Annotated in this window: 1 protein-coding gene; it reads right to left on the bottom strand. The window is 34.6% G+C overall.

The window, feature by feature from the left end; all coding sequences use genetic code 11:
* Positions 1–35: 35 nt before the first annotated feature.
* A protein-coding gene (locus ACFVSW_RS27880) for an IS3 family transposase (RefSeq protein ID WP_387319875.1) occupies positions 36–1,384 on the bottom strand; the annotation gives its coding sequence in 2 pieces (ribosomal slippage) (positions 36–940 and positions 940–1,384; 1,350 coding nt in all).
* Between the last annotated feature and the right edge of the window lie 57 nt (positions 1,385–1,441).

Here is a 1,441-nt window from a genome sequence, read left to right on the forward strand (position 1 = left end):
TGAAGTGACCCCGAAAAGTTAGACAGATTATTTAATTAAGCAGCTATTAGGGTTTGAGTTCGGTATTGCACTGGACTCAAACCTTTTAATTTTGTTTTAATTCGTTTGTTATTGTAATAATCGATATATAATGCTAATTCTTGTTTAAATTGTTCAACACTTTCAAACTCTTGAGTATATAAAAATTCCGACTTTAAGATACCAAAAAAGTTTTCCATTACTGCGTTATCATAACAGTTTCCTTTTCGTGACATACTTTGTGTGATGTTAAGTTGTTTCAATACATGTTGGTACTGGGGCATGCGGTAATGCCAACCTTGATCCGAGTGTATAAGCAACTTTTCCCCTTCTGTTAGTTTTTCGAATGCTTGGTCCATCATCGTCTTAACAAGGGAATATCTTGGTCTTGAATCGATGGTATATGTAATGATTTCACTATTAAATAAATCTAATATTGGAGATAAATAAAGCTTTTCTCCAAATAATTTAATTTCAGTAATATCCGTTACCCACTTCTCATTTGGATTTTCTGCCTCGAAGTTACGGTCCAAAATATTTGGTGCCGTTTTCCCAACTTCTCCTTTATATGAGCGATATTTTCTCATACGAACCATACTTTTTAGACCTAATTCTTGCATTAGTCTTTGGACCTTTTTATGATTCACCTTATGTCCTTGATTTTTTAATTCAGCCTTAATACGACGGTATCCATAGCGTCCTTTATGTTCATGATAAATAGCCTGAATTAATGATTTTAATTCAGTATCTTTATCTGGACGATCAAAGGTTTTTACCCAATAATAGTACGTACTTCGTGGAATTCCAGCCAGTTTGATTAAACCACTAACAAGAAATTCAGACCTTAGTTCAAATACTACTTCCGCTTTGTCTCGCTTTGTAATTTTTCCTTTTTCTGAACTAAGGCATTCAACTTTTTTAAATAAGCATTCTCCATGCGTAAACGGTCTAATTCTGCCTGTAGTGAATCAATAGATCCTTCAACGGGTTTTGATTTCTTTGTATCCTTTTTCATTGTTAGACGCCCCTTTTTCTTTGATTCGAGAGCGTCTATACCTTGTGTTTCCAATTGTATTCTCCATTTTCGAATTAAAGCAGGAGAAGAAATTTTAAATATTGCAGCTGTTTCATTCGGAGACGTCCCGTTATCATTCATATAATTAAGTACGTCTAGTTTAAACTGTGCAGAATAACTTGTATAGGATTTTTTGAACGCTTCTTCACCATGATGTTCGTACTGCAATACCCAAGTCCTCACTATATTTTCAGACGTACCTATCGACGCCCCAATCGAAGCATAAGTACCTACTCCTTCTAAATATTGTTGAACCGCTACTAATTTATCCTCTGTTTTAAATTTAGCCATAGAAAAACTGCACCCCTTATTGTTAGATTGTGTGTCCAACAAATGGGGTGCAGTTCA

This window comes from Neobacillus sp. NPDC058068 (assembly GCF_042885335.1).
Taxonomy (GTDB): Bacteria; Bacillota; Bacilli; order Bacillales; family Cytobacillaceae; genus Neobacillus.